Origin of the sequence: Nocardiopsis sp. CNS-639 (assembly GCF_000381685.1) — a bacterium.
Classification (GTDB): Bacteria; Actinomycetota; Actinomycetes; order Streptosporangiales; family Streptosporangiaceae; genus Nocardiopsis; species Nocardiopsis dassonvillei.
This window is the reverse complement of the sequence record NZ_KB906856.1, coordinates 318,304-333,780: the sequence shown is the minus strand read 5'-3', so window position 1 is coordinate 333,780 and position 15,477 is coordinate 318,304. Positions and strand designations below refer to the sequence as shown.

The 15,477-nt window shown below is 74.1% G+C and carries 17 protein-coding genes; 7 read left to right on the top strand and 10 right to left on the bottom strand.

The annotated features are described in order from the left end of the window. Positions 1-14: 14 nt before the first annotated feature. Positions 15-410, bottom strand: coding sequence for a multidrug efflux SMR transporter (locus tag G011_RS0106880; protein ID WP_231391399.1), 396 nt, complete (start codon positions 408-410; stop codon positions 15-17). 144 nt (positions 411-554) lie between these two features. Here G011_RS0106880 and G011_RS0106875 point away from each other — a divergent pair, with 144 nt between their 5' ends. The 4 genes from G011_RS0106875 to G011_RS0106860 all read left to right on the top strand — a co-directional run bounded on the left by G011_RS0106875 (position 555) and on the right by G011_RS0106860 (position 3,093). Then, positions 555-881, top strand: coding sequence for a multidrug efflux SMR transporter (locus G011_RS0106875; RefSeq protein WP_019607833.1), 327 nt, complete (start codon positions 555-557; stop codon positions 879-881). Positions 882-962: 81 nt separating this feature from the next. Further along, the gene (locus G011_RS0106870) at positions 963-1,532 is read left to right on the top strand and encodes a TetR/AcrR family transcriptional regulator (RefSeq protein ID WP_019607832.1); all 570 of its coding nucleotides are present in this window, start codon (positions 963-965) and stop codon (positions 1,530-1,532) included. A gap of 254 nt (positions 1,533-1,786) precedes the next feature. Further along, on the top strand, positions 1,787-2,653 hold the full coding sequence (locus tag G011_RS0106865; protein ID WP_019607831.1) for an LLM class F420-dependent oxidoreductase: 867 nt from the start codon (positions 1,787-1,789) through the stop codon (positions 2,651-2,653). Positions 2,654-2,745: 92 nt separating this feature from the next. Continuing rightward, entirely contained in the window at positions 2,746-3,093 is a 348-nt protein-coding gene (locus G011_RS0106860) for a hypothetical protein (protein ID WP_026338091.1), read from the top strand. Positions 3,094-3,187: 94 nt separating this feature from the next. On the opposite strand, the gene G011_RS0106855 is transcribed toward G011_RS0106860, so the two are convergent. The 8 genes from G011_RS0106855 to G011_RS0106815 all read right to left on the bottom strand — a co-directional run bounded on the left by G011_RS0106855 (position 3,188) and on the right by G011_RS0106815 (position 9,583). Beyond that, positions 3,188-3,592: a four-helix bundle copper-binding protein gene (locus G011_RS0106855; RefSeq protein ID WP_019607830.1), complete on the bottom strand. Its 405-nt coding sequence runs from the start codon at positions 3,590-3,592 to the stop codon at positions 3,188-3,190. Between the two features lie 151 nt (positions 3,593-3,743). Continuing rightward, positions 3,744-4,382 carry a DUF305 domain-containing protein gene (locus G011_RS0106850; RefSeq protein ID WP_019607829.1) on the bottom strand — a complete coding sequence of 213 codons (639 nt, stop codon included), beginning with the start codon at positions 4,380-4,382 and terminating at the stop codon, positions 3,744-3,746. A gap of 117 nt (positions 4,383-4,499) precedes the next feature. Then, on the bottom strand, positions 4,500-4,997 hold the full coding sequence (locus tag G011_RS0106845; protein ID WP_019607828.1) for a DUF6153 family protein: 498 nt from the start codon (positions 4,995-4,997) through the stop codon (positions 4,500-4,502). Between the two features lie 289 nt (positions 4,998-5,286). Continuing rightward, complete coding sequence (locus G011_RS0106840) at positions 5,287-5,760, bottom strand: SRPBCC family protein (protein ID WP_013155266.1); 474 nt, start codon at positions 5,758-5,760, stop codon at positions 5,287-5,289. 4 nt (positions 5,761-5,764) lie between these two features. After that, positions 5,765-6,025, bottom strand: a complete 261-nt coding sequence (locus tag G011_RS0106835; RefSeq protein ID WP_019607827.1) for an acyl carrier protein — start codon at positions 6,023-6,025, stop codon at positions 5,765-5,767. Positions 6,026-6,130: 105 nt separating this feature from the next. Beyond that, entirely contained in the window at positions 6,131-7,342 is a 1,212-nt protein-coding gene (locus G011_RS0106830) for a beta-ketoacyl synthase N-terminal-like domain-containing protein (RefSeq protein WP_019607826.1), read from the bottom strand. Then, positions 7,339-8,607 (bottom strand): beta-ketoacyl synthase, encoded by a 1,269-nt coding sequence (locus G011_RS0106825; protein WP_013155269.1) that lies wholly within the window; start codon positions 8,605-8,607, stop codon positions 7,339-7,341. Before G011_RS0106825 ends, G011_RS0106830 begins: the two co-directional genes overlap by 4 nt. Before the next feature lie 316 nt (positions 8,608-8,923). After that, positions 8,924-9,583, bottom strand: coding sequence for an HNH endonuclease family protein (locus G011_RS0106815; RefSeq protein ID WP_019607825.1), 660 nt, complete (start codon positions 9,581-9,583; stop codon positions 8,924-8,926). Between the two features lie 496 nt (positions 9,584-10,079). Here G011_RS0106815 and G011_RS0106810 point away from each other — a divergent pair, with 496 nt between their 5' ends. Genes G011_RS0106810 through G011_RS0106800 form a run of 3 tightly spaced genes read left to right on the top strand, consistent with a single transcriptional unit; the run spans position 10,080 to position 12,990 of the window. Further along, positions 10,080-11,186 carry an iron ABC transporter permease gene (locus G011_RS0106810; RefSeq protein ID WP_019607824.1) on the top strand — a complete coding sequence of 369 codons (1,107 nt, stop codon included), beginning with the start codon at positions 10,080-10,082 and terminating at the stop codon, positions 11,184-11,186. Beyond that, positions 11,186-11,974, top strand: a complete 789-nt coding sequence (locus tag G011_RS0106805; protein WP_019607823.1) for an ABC transporter ATP-binding protein — start codon at positions 11,186-11,188, stop codon at positions 11,972-11,974. The genes G011_RS0106810 and G011_RS0106805 overlap by 1 nt, the downstream gene beginning before the upstream one ends. After that, positions 11,971-12,990 carry an ABC transporter substrate-binding protein gene (locus tag G011_RS0106800; RefSeq protein ID WP_019607822.1) on the top strand — a complete coding sequence of 340 codons (1,020 nt, stop codon included), beginning with the start codon at positions 11,971-11,973 and terminating at the stop codon, positions 12,988-12,990. Before G011_RS0106805 ends, G011_RS0106800 begins: the two co-directional genes overlap by 4 nt. A gap of 120 nt (positions 12,991-13,110) precedes the next feature. Here the strand turns inward: G011_RS0106800 and G011_RS0106795 are convergent, their stop codons facing one another. Continuing rightward, on the bottom strand, positions 13,111-15,321 hold the full coding sequence (locus tag G011_RS0106795) for a discoidin domain-containing protein (RefSeq protein WP_019607821.1): 2,211 nt from the start codon (positions 15,319-15,321) through the stop codon (positions 13,111-13,113). Positions 15,322-15,477 lie beyond the last annotated feature (156 nt).

Here is a 15,477-nt window from a genome sequence, read left to right as displayed (position 1 = left end):
CGCGCCGCCCCCTGTCATTCCCCGGGTCCGGGGGTCGGCCCCGCGGCGGCCCGCTCCCCCTCCTCCCGCCCGCCCATCTGGAGGAACGCCGTGCCGACGGTCACCAGCAGCAGACCGCCCGCCCGCGGCCAGGTGAGCGCCTCCCCGAGCAGGGCGACGCCCAGGGCCGCCACGGCGGCCACTCCCAGCGCCGTCCACAGGCCGTAGGCCACCCCGACGGGCATCCCGTGCCGCAGCGCGAGGGAGAAGAGGTAGTAGGCCGCCACCACGCTGACGACCGCCAGCACCGTGGGGACCGGGGCGGTGAAGCCGTCCGAGGCACGGGTCGCGAACGCCCCGAGTACCTCGGTCACGACGGTCGCGACCAGGAAGAACCAGGCCATGGCGTACCCCTCCGCATCACGGGACACATACGCCCCGAATCTATATGAACGATAGTTCAACTTATATCCCATGGACCAGAACTGGATCAATGATGCCTTGGCAAGAACTAGTTGAACTATCGTTCGTTTTGTGTGAGGCTCTGCTCCGACGCGAAACATCTGGGAGGAAGCATGCTGCTCGCCTACGCCCTCCTCGCCGGGACCGTGGCCCTGGAGGTGGTCGGAGCCCTCGCCACGCGCTACTCCGACGGGTTCACCCGGCTGCTGCCGACGGCGCTGACGGTCGCCTCTGTCCTGGGCGCCTACTACCTGTTCTCACTGGCCCTCCTCGAAGGGCTCGACCTCGGGTTCGCCTACGCCGTCTGGGCCGCCGCGGGCGTCGTCGCCGTCACGCTGGCCGGCTCCCTCCTCCTCGGCGACCGGCTGACGCGCACCCAGTCCGCGGGCATCGGACTCGCGACCCTCGGGGTGGTGTTGTTGCAGCTCGGAGCGGCCTGAGGCCCGTCGCCCGCCCGCACGCCGGGAGCGCGCGCTGCTAGACTCCAGCGAGCCGAGCAGCACGCGGCCCTGGAGGCGGAGATGACGCGAACGACCGGTGCGCGGGTCGACGGACGCCGCGCCCGGGGCGAACGCAAGCGGGAGGCGATCATCGCCGCGACCCTGCGCGTCATCGAACGCGACGGGGTCTCGGGGGCCACCCACCGCACGGTCGCCGGGGAGGCCGGGGTGCCCGCGAGTTCGGTGGCCTACTACTTCGCCACCCTGGACGACCTGCTCGTGGCCGCCCTGACCGTGGCCTCGGACTCCTACATCGCCCAGCTGCGCCGGGTCATGGACGCCGACGGCGACGACCTCGCGACCCTGGCACAGCTCATCGCCGAGGCCGCCGGGCCCGACCGCCGCCGCGCCCTGGCCGAACGGGAGCTGACGCTGCTCGCGGCGCGCCGCCCCGCGCTGCGCCCCATGGCCCTGCGCTGGCGGCAGACCCTCACCGAGATCGCTCAGCGCCACACCGACGATCCGGTCGCGGTGGAGGCCTTCCCCTCGGTGTCGGACGGGTTGTGCGCGCGCGTGCTGCTAGGAGGGGACACCCCCACCGTGGGCGAGATCGAGGCCGTCCTGCGCCACACCCTGGGCGTCCGGCGCTGACCGCGCGCCCCGAACACCACGCGCGCCCCGCTCCCCCCCCCTCGAACACCACGCGCATCCGGCGCCACACTCCCGCTTTGGGCACCACACGCGCCCGAAACCGCCCGCCCGCCTCGGGTACCGCGCCTCGGCGCCGTCCGGGCGCCGTTCCGGGAGACCCCGGTCCCGGGCCGTGTCACACGCTGGCACGCGCGGGGCACAGGCAGCAGACTGGGCCCGTCCGGGACCCTCCGGGCACGCGTCGAGGAGGACACATGGAACTCGGTATGCACGTCGCCGACTTCACCTGGGACGGCGGAACGCCCGCCATCGGCCCCACGCTCGCCGACACCGCCCGCGCCGCCGAGGCCGCGGGCGTCTCGCGGCTCACGGTGATGGACCACTTCTGGCAGATGGGCGGGGACATCGGTCCCCAGGAGAACGCCATGCTGGAGGCGTACACCGCTCTGGGCTTCCTGGCCGCACACACCGACCGGGTCCTCCTGCACACCCTGGTCACGGGGGCCGTGTACCGCGAGCCGGGTGTGCTGGCCAAGCAGATCAGCACCCTGGACACGCTGTCCGGCGGACGCGCCGGGCTGGGCATCGGGGCCGCCTGGTACGCCGACGAGGCGCACGGCCTGGGTATCCCGTTCCCGTCCACGAAGGAGCGGTTCGAGCGCCTGGAGGAGACGGTCCAGATCTGCCTCCAGATGTGGGGCGGGGACGAGGGCCCCTACCGGGGCAGGCACCACACGCTGGAGCGCACCCTCAACTCGCCGCAGAACATCTCCACCCCGCACCCGTACCTGATGATCGGCGGCGGCGGGGAACGCAAGACGCTGCGCATGGTCGCCCAGTACGCGGACGCGTGCAACATCTTCGGCGGCCCGGACGCCGCGCACAAGCTCGACGTGCTCCGTCGGCACTGCGAGGACCTGGGGCGCGACTACGACCGGATCGAGAGGACCACGACCTTCTCCGTCACCCCCGACACCACGCGGGACGCGCTGGTCCGGCAGCTGCTGGAGCTGGCCGCGACCGGGTTCTCGGTCGCCTACGTGTACGGACAGGGATTCTCCGACCCCCGCCGCGCGGTCGAGCTGCTCGGCTCCGTCCTGCCGGAGGTCGCGGAGGCCTGAACCGGGCGGTTCCGGCGCCCGTGCCGGAAACCCGCGTGCGGCGCGGGGCCGCGGCGCGTACCGTCGGGGGCTCGACCACAGGGGGGTGGCACATGGCGGACGGACCGCGCGTCTTCGAGGTCCTCGTGCCCGGATACGACAGCCTCGACGAGGTGCTCGCGCTCCAGGAGCCGGTGGCGCGGCTCCTGTGCCCCGACCCGTCGCACGCGGGCCCGTGCGAGGTGCCCTGGAGCCTGGGCGCGCGTACGGAAGAGGAAGAGGACGACCCCGTGGGAACCGGCCACACGGTCGTCGCGGCCCTCTACGCCACCCGGGCCGGGGCGGAGGAGGTCGCGGCGCGGATCGGGGCGGAGCTGGACCGCACAGCCCGTCTGGTCGAGGCCGGACCGGGCGACCACGAGGAACTCGTCGAGCAGTACCGGGCCCAGGGCCGCCGGTGAGCGCAAGGGCCGCGACGGCCCCGGCGGCGCGCCCTGTCCCGAAGGCCGCGACGCGCCCCCCACAGGCGGCCCGGAACCGCCTTCCGGGCAGGGGTCAGAGCGTGTCGATCAGCTCACGGCACGCCCGCTCGCAGCGTCGGCACGCCTCCGCGCACACCCGGCAGTGGTCGTGCATGGAGGCGTGCTGTTCGCACTCGTCGGCGCACGTCTTGCAGGCCTGCGCGCAGGCCTCCAGGACCGCGCGGGTCAGATTGGCGTCGTAACCGGTGTGGCGCGAGAGCACCCGGCCGGTGGTCTCGCACTGGTCGGCGCAGTCGAGGTCGGTGCGGACGCACTTGACGAGGTCGGCGACCCCGTCCTCGCTCAGACAGGCGTCCGCGCAGGCGGTACAGGCCTGGGCGCACTCGAAGCACGCCTCGATGCAGGCCCGCAGCCTCTCGCGGTCCACCCCGCCCAGGTCCTTGGGATAGGTCTCCAGCATCCGGCTCACCACGCTCATGGCGTTCCCCCTCGGCGTCGTGCCGCGCCGGGGGCGGGCGCCCCCGGCCCTGGTCCGCACTCCCACTAACCGGCGGGCGTCAGGGCAAACCCGGGGGGAGGGCCGGTGCGGGCGCCGGGCGGTCCCGGCGCCCGCCGCGGGTCGGGCCGGGTCAGTGACCGCCGTGGTCCCCCTCGGCTTCCTGTCCGGAACCGTTCTGTCCGGCGCCGCCACCTCGGCCGAGCATCGCCTCCATCTCCCCGATCTCGGCCTCCTGGGCGTCGACGACCTCCCGGGCCAGCTCACCGGCCTCGGGATCGACGCCGTTCTCCAGCTGGTCCTCCGCCATCTGGACCGCGCCCCGGTGGTGGGCGATCATCAGCTCCAGGAACAGCGTGTCGAAGGCCTCCCCCTCGGCCCGCTCCAGCTCCGCCATCTGCTCCTCGGTCATCATCCCGGACATGCCGTGGTGCTCCCCGTCGCCCTCGGGCTCGACCCCCCAGGCGTCCAGCATCCCCCGGAGCTGTTCGATCTCGGGCCCCTGGGCGGCCTCGATCTCGGCCGCGAGGGCCGCGACCTCCTCCCCCGCCCGGTCCTCGGCGAGCCGGGACATCTCCACGGCCTGCTCGTGGTGGGGGATCATCATCCGGGCGAACATGACGTCGGCGTCGTTGAACTGGGCCGTCGACTGCTCGGCGGACCCGGGCGCGGGGTCGGGGGCCTCCCCGCCGCCGCAGGAGGCGAGGAACAGGGCGGCGGCCAGTGCCGCCGGAGCCGCCGGGAACGCGCGGGTACGGAACTGCGTGGTCATCGTCGGTCCTTCTTCATGGCTTCTTCGCGCATGGCGCGGGGCGCCACGGCGAGGTGAACAGGGCTCGGGACCGGGTGTCGGGGCACGTGGGGCCACCGCACCACCCGGGAGGGGCATCTACACCCTCAGCACCTGTAACTTCGCCAGACACGGGGGTTCGGGCGGCGCGACGCGCACCGCCCGCCGGAGCGGCGAGGACGGCGGCCTCGGCAGCGCTCCCGGCCAGGGGAGGAAGACTACGGCGGCCAGCCCGACGAGGGAGGCCACCAGGGCGGCCACCGCCAGGCACATCGTCGTCGGGTCGGTGACGGGGGAGGCGGCGTGCGCGTCCGGGTCGGAGTACCCGCCCGCGGCGGCGTGCTCCTCCGGAACGGGGGCGGCGTGCGCACCGGCCGCGGACGCGGCGTGGGCCGCAGGAGCGACCTGCGCCTCCGGAACGGGATCGGCGTGCGCGACGACCGAGGCGGTGGAGACGGGAGAGGCGTGCTCCGTGTCCGTGGACGCGTGCCCCAGGGTGTGCATTCCCGCCACACCGAGCAGCACGGACACCAGGAGCAGCATCCGTACCCAGGCCAGGCCGGGGTGCGCGGAGCGCCCGCGCGCGGCCCTGCCCACGGCTCCCACCGTGGGCGCCGCGCCACGCGGAAGGAGCGGTGGGACAGGGGCGTACGTGCTCGCCACCAGCGCCTCCTCCCCCTCGCACTCCGCCGCGCACGGCGGGTTCCGTCCGGGGTCCGGGATCCCGTCCGGACCGACTCCACCAGGGTAGGGCCGCCCTCCGGAGGTCCCCGACCGCCCCCGTCTTACCCCCTACCCCTAACGGGTAAAGGCGGCCGCGGCCGTCCCCGCGCACTGCGCACGGGGGCGGCCGCGGTCACGGCGGGCACCGGTCAGCGGGCGCCGCTCAGGTGGTGACCTCCTCCATCCGGGCCCGCGCCGCCGCCTCGACGTTCCTCTTGATGTGCTCCATCTCGGTCGGAACGTTCTGGTTGTACTTGACGGTCATCTGCTCGTCGTCGAAGGGCGCGTCGGGCCTCATGGCGAACTGGTAGCTCCAGGTCAGCCGCACGCCCTCCGGAACCTGCTCGTAGTTCCAGTGGATCCGCACGTACTCGAAGCCCTCGGTCTGGACGCGGTGGGACCACGCCTCCCCCGCCTCGCGGTCCACGGTGCGCTCGGACACCCAGCTCCACACGCGCCCCTGCTTGTCGGGTTGCTTGGTGACGCGGAAGCGCGTGGTGTCGCCGTCCTGCTCCAGGATCTCCACCGAGGAGTGCCAGGTGAAGATCTGGGGCCAGGAGGCGACGTCGTTGGTCAGCTCCCAGACGAAGTCGTAGGGCGCGTCGATGACGACGCTGTGCTCGATGCTTCCGGGCACGGGATCACATTCCTTTCGCGGGGGCCGCGACGCCCCCGTTGACGAGGGTGGACAGCGCTACCGGGGAGGGTGACGCCTCGGCGTCCGCCCCGAGCTTGCGGCCGACACGGCGCTCGATCTCGGCGACGATGCCCATGACGCCCAGGGAGTCGATCCCCAGTTCGTCGAAGGTGCTCGCGGAGGCGGTGGCGGCGTCGGTCCGGACACCGGCGCAGGCGGACATGAGTTCCACCAGCTCCTCCATCTCGATGTGTCTGTCGGACATGGGTCTCCTCGGAATCTCGTGTGTCGGTTGGGGTCCCGGCGCGCGTGCCGCGTCAGATGTCGGTCCGCGTGCCGGGTGCGGGTCTGCTCGTCGGCCTGACGCGGGTCAGACCGGGTCGGGGCGGGTCAGGACGACGGCGGAGTTGCCGCCGCCCAGGCCGCGCGACAGGACCAGCGCGGTGCGCAGGCGTGCGGCGCGCGGCACCCGCACGACCAGGTCGAGGCCGCTGGGCGCGTCGGGGACGTTGGGTGTGGGCGGCACGACCTGGTGTTCCAGGCTCAGGACGGCGGCGGCCACGTCCAGCGCGCCCGCCCCGGCGTAGGCGCGTCCGAAGCCGGTCTTGGGCGCGGTGACGGCCACCCCGCCGGGGAACAGCTCGCGCAGCACGGCGGCCTCGTCGGCGTCGGCCTTGGGCGTGCCCACCGCGTCGGCGAAGACCACGTCCACGTCCTCGGGGGCGACGGCGGCCCGGCGCATCGCCTCCCGGGCCGCGTGCAGGAGTCCGGCACCTCCCGGGTCGAACGATCCGACCCCGCCGAAGGTGCTCGCGTGCCCCGCGACCCGGGCCCGGATCCTGGCGCCGCGCGCCCGCGCGGCGGCCTCGTCCTCCACCACGGCGACGGCCGCGCCCTCGGCCGGGACGTGGCCGACCGCCCCCTCGGTGAAGGGGAGGTAGGCCGTGCGGGGGTCCTCGCCGCGGCTGAGGACCTCGGCGCCCGCGTGGCAGGCCAGTGCGAACGGGGAGCCGATCGGGGCCTCGCTGCCGCCGACCAGCATCGCGGAGGTCCCGCGCCGCAGGGCCCGTTCGCTCTGGCCCAGGGCGTCGAGCATGCCCGGCTCGTCGGTGACCAGCACCCCGCACATGCCCTTGAGGCCGTTGCTGATGGAGATCTGTCCGGTGCTCGCCGCGTAGAACCAGGCGATGGACTGGTAGGGGCCGACGTGGTCGGGGCCCCTGCTCCACAGGGCCTCGATCTCGCGCTGGCCGAACTCGACGCCGCCCGTGCAGCTGCAGATCAGCACGCCGACCGCGTAGGGGTCGGCGGCGGGGTCCAGCCCCGAGTCGCGCAGGGCCTCGCCGGCCGCGACCATCGCGAACCAGCTGAAGGCGTCGGTCTGGACGACGTAGCGGCCGTCGAGGTGGTCGTGCGGGTCGAAGCCGGGGATCTTCCCGCCCACGCGCACGTGGAAGCCGTCGGTGTCGAAGTCGGGGATCGGCGCGAGGAGCGAGCGCCCCTCCCGGACCGCCTCCCAGTACTCCGGGACGCCCACCCCGGCGGGTGAGACCGTGCCGAGTCCGGTGATGACCGTGCTCATACGCGCACCTCGCTGCCCCGGTCGAGGACGACGGCGGACTGGAAGCCGCCGAAGCCGCTGCCCACGGAGAGCACCACGTCGGTGCGCCGCTCGCGCGCGGTCACCGGCACGTAGTCCAGGTCGCACTCGGGGTCGGGCGTGCTCAGGTTGGCGGTCGGCGGCACGACGCCGGTGTCCATGGCCAGCACGCAGGCGGCCAGTTCGATGGAGCCGATCGCGCCCAGCGAGTGCCCCACCATCGACTTGATGGAGGACATGGTCACCCGCCGCGCGTGCTCGCCCAGGGAGCGCTTGACGGCGTCGGTCTCGTGGCGGTCGTTCTGCACGGTGCCCGATCCGTGGGCGTTGACGTAGTCCACGTCGGTGGCCGGGCGCCGCGCCTGGTCCAGGGCGGTGGTGATGGCCCGCGCCATCTCCTGCCCCTCGCGGCGCAGGCCGGTCATGTGGAAGGCGTTGCCGTGGTTGGCGAAGCCCGCCACCCGGCAGCGGATCCGCGCGCCCCGGCGGCGGGCGATCGAGGCCTCCTCCAGGATGAGGACGGCCGCGCCCTCGCCCATGACGAAGCCGTTGCGCTCGCGGTCGAAGGGCCGGGAGGCGCGCGCGGGGTCGTCGTTGCTGTCCGAGGTCGCCCTGATGGCGTCGAAGCAGGCCATGGCGATGGGCGAGATCGGCGACTCGGCCGCTCCCGCGACGACCACGTCGGCGAGGTCGTCCTCGATGGCCTGGGCGGCGTAGCCGACGGCGTCCAGGCCGGACGTGCAGCCGGTGGAGACCGTGCGCACCGGTCCGCGCGCGCCGACCAGTTCGGCGATCTCCCCGGACAGGGCGCTGGGCGTCACCGCCCGGTACAAGTGGGGCGAGGCGGCCTCGGGGTCGACGACCCAGTCGGCGCCGCCCCGGCTCATCTGGACGTAGTCCCTCTCCAGGCGGGTGGTGCCGCCGACCGCCGTTCCCATGCTCACGCCCACGCGCCAGGGCGAGACCTCGGACAGGGGCGGGGCGCTGTCGGCCAGCGCCTCGGCGGTGGCGACGGCGGCGAACTGCACGTACCTGTCCATGCGTTCGGCCTGGTGCTCGTCCAGTCCGTGCGCGGCGGGGTCGAAGTCGACCTCGGCGGCGATCCGGGAGCGGAAGTCGGACGCGTCGAACAGGGTGACGTGGCGGGTGGCTGTGCGTCCCGCGGTGAGCATCTCCCAGAACGCGGACGCGCCGATCGCTCCGGGCGCCACCACGCCGATGCCGGTGACGACGGCCTCGCGTCTCACTGCGCCTCCCCGGGGAGGTCGCGGGCCCGGCTCAGGTCCAGGGCGGAGGCCGCTCGCGCGGCCGCCGCGGGGTTGTGACAGGGCAGGGTCATGCGGTGTTTCCTCCACATGGTCTGAGGGATGCAGAGAACGCGGCTTTCCTTTTCACGTTCGGTAGCGTGTGTATCACGCTGGGCCAAACCTCTCGGCGATGAACGCGCTCCCACGCGCCACCTGGCCAGCCAGCTTCCGTCTCCCGGGCGCGTCCCCGGCCCGGGCGCGCTCCGCCGGGCCCCGCGCGGGCCGCCCCCGGGCGGGTCCGGCTGCCCCGGGCCGGTCAGGCCGCCTCGGTCTCGACCACGGCGTCGGGGCACTCCGCGGCGAGGGCGACGAGCGCCTCGTGCTCGGCCGGGTCCACCGTCAGGGCCCAGCGGACCTTGACCGTGGTCCACTCGGTGACGTAGCGGCAGTGCGCCTCCGCCGAGGCGGGCAGCCACTGCGCGGGGTCCTTGTCGGCCTTGGAGCGGTTCTGCGCCGCGGTGACCGCCACCAGGGCGACCGGTTCGCCCATGTCGTTGGCGTAGTCGCGGCGGCGGTCGGTGGTCCACTCCGAGGCGCCCGAGTCCCAGGCCTCGGCCAGGGGCACCATGTGGTCGATGTCCAGGGCGCGGGCCTCGGTGTGCGCGCGCCCGTCGTAGTAGGACTCCCACTGTCCGCCGCTCAGGCGGCACCGCTCATCCACCTCGGGCATGACGACGGCCTCCTCGATCAGGACCTCGGCGCGGGTGTTGCAGCCGTCGCGGTCGGTGTCGGCCCAGTGCGGGAACAGGGAGCGGTCGTACCCCTGCCGGTTCTCGTCGGTGACGGGCAGACCGGCGACGGCGACGGCGAGCGGGACCGCCTCGGCGGCGTGCGCGGCGGCGGGCGCCAGTGCGGTGACGGGTGCCAGCACGGCGGCGGACAGGACGGCGGCGGTGATGCCCACGGTGGCGCGCACGCGAGCCTCCTTCGGATTCGGCTACGGATCGTCGCTGGTCTTTTCCGGAGAGTGCACACGGGTAACCCGCGGGCGGCCCGTCCCGCCGCTGGCCGCGGGGCGCACCAGGGCGATACGGGAGAGTCCGGCACATCGGCGCACCGGAATCGGCCCTGCCGTCCACAGCCTTTCGGTCAGGCGCTATCGGCCGAGCCCGAGGCGGGGGCCGCTGCCGCCCGTTTCGGCCCGTGACCGGCGGCGGGACGGCCCCCGCCCACGTCGGAGCCCCACGATCCCGCGGAGACTTCCGCAGCGCGTACCCGTCCCGGAGGACGGCCCCGCGCGCACGCCCGAGCCGGTTTCGGACAAAGGGGTCGCCGTGTGCACACATCCGCCCCCGGCCGTTCCGACGGAACCGACTTTGCCCTAATATGAAAACCATTATCGTTTTTGCTGACCCAGCGGGAGGAGAAACCAGGTGAGGCACGTGTCCCTCCCGCCTGGCAGGACGCGCCCGGTGCCCGACGACGCGGCATCCGACAGCGCGGCGTCCGGGCGGACAGGCCCGGCCGGGGTCAGATGGCTGGCCACACGGGCGGGCACGGCCACCGCCGCGGTCGTCCTCGGCGTCCTCCTCGCGGTCTCCGCGGTGCTGGCCATCGGCCTGGGATCGGCGGTGGTCCCCCCTGCCGAGACGGTGCGCTACCTGTGGGCGGCCCTGAGCGGGGGCGTGATCCAGGCCGACGAGGTGGTCCGCTACCAGATCATCTGGCAGATCCGCACCCCCCGGGTCCTGCTCGCCGCCGTCGTCGGGGCCGGTCTGGGGGTCGTGGGCGTGGCCGTCCAGGCCATGGTCCGCAACGCCCTCGCCGACCCCTACATCCTGGGGGTCTCCTCCGGCGCCTCCGTCGGCGCGGTACTGGTCAGCGTGCTGGGCGCACTGTCCGCGCTCGGTATCCACGCGGTCTCCGCCGGGGCCTTCCTGGGCGCGCTGGGCGCGACGCTGCTCGTCCACCTCGTCGCCCGCTCCCCCACGGGGGTCACCCCCCTGCGCCTGGTGCTCACCGGGGTGGCGCTCTCCTTCGGCTTCCAGGCCGTGATGAGCGTGATCGTCTACCTGGCGCCGAGCAGCGAGGCCACCGCCACCGTGCTCTTCTGGACCATGGGGAGCTTCGGCGCGGCCACCTGGAGCTCCCTGCCCGTGGTGGCCGTCGTGGTGGTCCTGGGCATCCTCGTGCTGCGCGGCCTCGCGCGCCCGCTCGACGTGCTGGCCCTGGGCGACGAGACCTCGGCGAGCCTGGGAGTGGACGCGGCACGGCAGCGCAAGGTCCTGTTCGCGGTGACCGCGGTCATGACCGGGGCCATGGTCGCCGTCAGCGGCGCGATCGGCTTCGTCGGCCTGGTCATCCCCCACATCGTGCGGATCGCGGTGGGCGCCGACCACCGGCGCGTGCTCACCGTCGCCCCGCTGCTGGGCGCGCTCCTCATGGTCTGGGTGGACCTCTTCTCCCGCGTGGTGGTGGCCCCGCGCGAACTACCCCTGGGCGTCATCACCGCCCTGATCGGCGTACCGGTGTTCCTCGGTCTCATGCGCCGCCGCGGCTACCTGTTCGGAGGACGATGATGGACCTGCGCCTGGACGGGCTGTCCGTCGAACTCGGCGGCGCCCGGATCGTGGAGAGCCTCTCCCTGGACGTGCCCGCGGGACAGGTCGTGGGACTGGTGGGCCCCAACGGCTCGGGCAAGTCCACGGCCCTGCGCTGCGTCTACCGGGCGCTGCGCCCCAGCGGCGGGACCGTGTGGGTCGGGGACGAGGACCTGTCCTCCCTGAGCCTGCGCCAGAACGCGCAGCGGGTGGCCGCCCTGACCCAGGAGAGCGGCACCGACCTCGACTTCACGGTGGAGGAGGTCGTCGCCCTGGGGCGCGCCCCGCACCTGCGCGGCAACCAGCCGCTCGACGCGCGCGAGCGCGACCTGTGCCGCCGGGCCATGGAGCGCCTGGAGGTGGCCCACCTGGCCCACAGGGGCGTCATGGAGCTGTCCGGGGGCGAGCGCCAGCGGGTGCTGGTGGCCCGCGCCCTGGTCCAGGAGCCCAGCGTGCTGGTCCTGGACGAGCCCACCAACCACCTGGACATCCGCCACCAGATCGCGCTGCTGTCCCTGCTGCGGGACTCGGGGCTCACCGTCCTGGTGGTCCTGCACGACCTCAACCTGGCCGCGGCGGCCTGCGACCGGATCGGCGTGCTCCAGGAGGGCAGGCTGGTGGCCGCGGGCGCTCCCGACCAGGTCCTGACCCCCGCCCTGCTCATGGAGGTCTTCGGCATCGAGGCCTCCGTCGTCCCCCATCCCCTGACCGGGGATCCCCAGCTGCTGTACCGGCTGCTCCCCGCCGTCGAGAAAGGCCTCCAGTGACACACCGGACACCCCTCGGGACCCGCGCGTCCCACCGTTCCCTGCTCCCCCTGACCGCCGTGGCCGTCCTGGTCGCCGGGTGCGGAGCCCAGGTCGAGGAAGGGCAGGAGGCCTCGGCCGCGGGCACGGTCACCGTGCAGCGGTGCGGCGAGGAGGTGGAGTACACCACCCCGCAGCGCGTCGTGGCCTACGAGGCCGGGAGCGCCGACAAGCTGTTCGCCCTCGGCCTCACCGACCACGTGCACGGGTACGTGATGCCCCCCGCCAACCCGCCGGTGGAGGAGTCGCCCTGGGCCGAGGAGTACGCCCGGGTGGAGTTCCTCAGCGACGACCTGCTCAACCGGGAGCTCGTCGTGGACGCCGGGGCCGACCTCGTCGTCGCTGGGTGGAACTCCGGGTTCAGCGAGGAGCGGGGCATCACCCCCGAGATCCTGGACGGACTCGGCATCCAGAGCTTCATGCACACCGAGTCCTGCTTCAACTACCCGGGGCACTCCGAGGAGGTCACCCCCTTCGAGGGCCTGTACACCGACCTGGAGCGGCTGGGCCGGATCTTCGGGGTCGAGGACCGCGCCGGGGAACTCGTCACCGACTACCGGGCGCGGGTGGCCGCCGTGGAGGAGCAGGCCCCCGCCGGCGACCCGGTCCCCGTGTTCCTCTACGACTCGGGCACCGACCAGCCCTTCACCGCGGGCAGCCAGGTCCCGCCCAACGACATCATCAGCCACGCGGGCGGGGAGAACATCTTCGCCGACCTCGACGAGCGCTGGACCCAGGTCGGCTGGGAGGCGGTGGTGGAGGCCGAGCCGGAGGTCATCATCATCCTCGACTACGGCGACCAGCCCGCGCAGGAGAAGATCGACTTCCTGACCTCGTTCCCCGCGATGGCCGAGGTCCCGGCGGTGGTCGAGGAGAACTTCTTCGTCCTGGACTACAACGAGGGCATCTCCGGTCCGCGCAACATCGACGGCCTGGAGAAGTTCGCCGAGTACCTGCGCGGCCTGGAACAGGGCTGATCCGCGCCCGCCCGCGCCGCTCCCCCTGTCCCGGGACGGCGCGGGCGGGCACGCATCGGTCCACGGGGACCGTCTGGAGGACCTCCGCGCCTGGGGACGGCGCGGGCGGGCACGGGTCGCTCAGCGGAGGCCGCGGCGGGCCGGGGCCCGGCCGGAATCCCCGGACGCGGCGGGTCCGTCCGCGCTCTGGGTCCGGCGCACCGCCTCCCCGGCGGCGGACGTGAGGCCGCGCGGGGTGAACACCGCCTCCCGGGCGCGGGCCGGGGTGACCACCTCGCGCAGCGCGGGGTCGGTGAGCAGGACCACCGGGGCGATCCGGTTCGGCTCCAGGGGGTACCACCCGGGCAGGGCCCCCTCGATGGCGGCCCAGGCCTCGTCGGTGGCGCCGCGGGCGGCCAGCTCGCGGGCCGTGTCGAGGGCGCGCTCGAAGGCGGGCGGCTCCGGCAGCCGGCGGGAGGCCAGCCACTCCCGCCGCTCGGTCCCGCCGGAGGGGATGTCGAGGCCGGGCACGACCCCGGCCAGGGCGCGTTCGGCGTAGGCCGCGCCGCCGGGGGTGTCCAGACCGGCGCTGTGCAGGTAGAGCGGCACCGCCTCGGCCTCGATCCGCCCGGTGCCGACCTCGGCGACCACGTGGGGGCGGTGCAGCAGGCCGCGCAGCCTGTGGTGCGCCCCCCGCACGTCGAGGAAGGCCGCGAGGACGACTTCGAGGTAGGCGGCGGCGCCCGACCCCTTCTCCTTGGCCCGGCGCAGGGCGTTCAGCGCCTCCTCCACCCGGCCCTCCAGCGCGGCGCGGCGGCCCCGGGCCAGGAGTTCGAGCGCTCCCTCCGGGTGCACCGGACGCCCCTCCGCGCCGAGCAGCTCCTCGAACGAGGCGCGTTCGGCGGCCACGAGGTCGGCGAAGGAGCGGTGGCGCTCCCCCGGGCCGGGGTACCAGCTCGACCAGGTGTAGGCGGCCCACTCCCCGTCGGGGGAGACGTCGCCCGCGTCCAGCACCCAGTCCTGGGCGTCCCCTTCGGCCGAGACCAGCAGCAGCGGTCCGACGGGCCCGTCCTCCCCCGTCACGAGGGACTCGTCCACACCGCACTCGTCCTCCAGGTCGGCCGCCCAGCCGACGGTGGCGGTGGAGCGCAGGCCGTACACGAACGTGCTCGCGGGCCCCCAGCCGTCGGAGGCCTCCAGGAAGGCGCGGTAACCGGGCGGCAGCCGCCTGCCGAGCCGCTCCTCCAGCTCCGCGATCCGCTCCTCGGGTGCGCCGTCGCAGCCCAGCCAGGAGGCGGCGCGCTGCTCCGCGGTGGTCCCGGGGAGTTCGTCCTCGGTCAGGACCCGCAGCATGTCCGCGCTGTACCCGGCCAGGTAGTCCCGCCACTGCCCGGCGGTGGCCGGGACGCGGGCCGGCAGGTCCTGAGCGATCCCCCCGTAGGGGGAGGGCGCTCCGCCCGCCGTGTAGCGGTGTCCGTCGAACGCCTCGTAGGTGCGGCCCTCGGAGAAGAAACGCACCCGGTTGAGCTGGATCTCGGAGCCGCCGCAGTTGCCGGTGATCTCCAGCCGCAGGTGCCGGTAGGGGGTGTCGGCGGCCGGGTCGGTGACGTGGAAGTCGCGGGCGTGGTGGCGGCCGGGGAAGAACTCGTCGGAGCGGGTGTCGAGCGTGACCCAGGTCCGGCCGTCCGCCGACCCCTTGAGCGTCCAGTTCCGGGGGTCGCGGTCGGCGAAGTCGTTGGCGGAGACCAAGACGTAGTGCCGGACGCTGACGGGTTCGGCCATGGTGAACTCCAGCCAGTCGGCGTCGCGCCAGCTCAGCCACTTGGAGGAGGTGTCGTCGAGGAGGTTGGCGGCGACCTCGCCCGCCCGCGTGTGCTCGTTGCCCGCCCGCACCTCGCGCACCCCGCCGGTGACCTCCTCCCCGCTACCGGCCTCCTCCAGGGCGATGGTGCGCAGGGCGACCGCACCGCCGCCGCCCTCGCGGTCGGCCCAGGTGACCCGCGCGGCCGGGGAGCCGCCGTCCTCGATGAGCAGCCGCAGTTCCTCCTCCCCGTCCGCGCCCTCGACGCCGAACCTGTGGACGGGGTGGTCGGTGAGCCGCTCCACCAGCCGTCCCCGCCAGGCGTGGGACGCGCCGTCCGCGGTGGTCCGCGTGCCGGTGAACGCGGTCATGCCGGGTTCGAACCCGACCACCGCCTCCGCGCCGTCGAGGTCGCGCCAGCCGAGCTGGGCCAACGGCACGGCCCCGCCGGGTTCGAACCCGACCACCAGCCGGTGGTCGGCCAGCCACTCCCCCGTCCGGGCCCGCTGCCGTTCGGTGCGGAAGACGCGGACGGTCGGGTGCTCGTGCATGAAGGCTCCTACGGTGAGGGGGTTCGGGGAGGGCGGCCGGGGGCACCGCCCGCGGATCCGCGAAGAGGCTACGCGCGCGGCCCGACATTTCGGATGTCACTCGGACGCCTCCCGGATACCGCTCCCAGCCGTGCGGCCCGCCCCGTCCGTCGTGGT